This is a genomic window from Helicobacter canis, assembly GCF_008693005.1.
In the GTDB taxonomy this organism is placed as follows: Bacteria; Campylobacterota; Campylobacteria; order Campylobacterales; family Helicobacteraceae; genus Helicobacter_B; species Helicobacter_B canis.
Genome location: NZ_VXKE01000015.1, coordinates 1 through 567, shown reverse-complemented (window position 1 = coordinate 567; position 567 = coordinate 1). Strand labels below are relative to the sequence as shown.

Genomic DNA, 567 nt, shown 5'->3' with positions numbered 1-567 from the left:
TATCAACTTTGGCTCATCTTTTAGACTAGGCTCATCTGTGTATATGTATGGAAGCAAATCTATCCTCTTCCCTTCAGTTGGTGTAGGTGTAGAGGGTGGCTATCTAGGAGAGTTTGAGATGAGGACAGACCGCTCTGGTGAGCTACGCTATGGAGGACTAAGCCAAGGCTATGCTGTTACTTATGCTCAAGCAAACTTAAACTACTACCAAGAGTATGGCAAAAGGCTCTCTACTACACTAGGTGGTGGATTTAGGTATCTAATGAATACAGATATAAACATTATGCCAACACTCAATGGCAAGGCTTATACCATTGATGAAAAGACAGGTAGAGCAGCAGCAGTGCATGTAGCTCCATTTTTCTACCAAGGCACCTTTGTGATAAATTACCACACAGACAAAGCAGGGAACTTCTCTGCTGGATATGTGGCAGTAGGTGGGGAGTTGGGGATTACGCATAATGCTTCTGTAAGGTGGCATTACTTTTTCTAGCCTAGGGCGATTCAGCTTTGCGCGATAAAGCAGGGAGTTTGTGGCTCACTGCGTCAATAGACCTCTAGTCTTAT

At 44.1% G+C, this 567-nt stretch carries 1 protein-coding gene; it reads left to right on the top strand.

What is annotated here, in order from left to right; all coding sequences use genetic code 11:
- The coding region (locus F4V45_RS05270) for a hypothetical protein (protein ID WP_211362728.1) at nucleotides 1-493 on the top strand (493 nt) is incomplete at its 5' end.
- Nucleotides 494-567 lie beyond the last annotated feature (74 nt).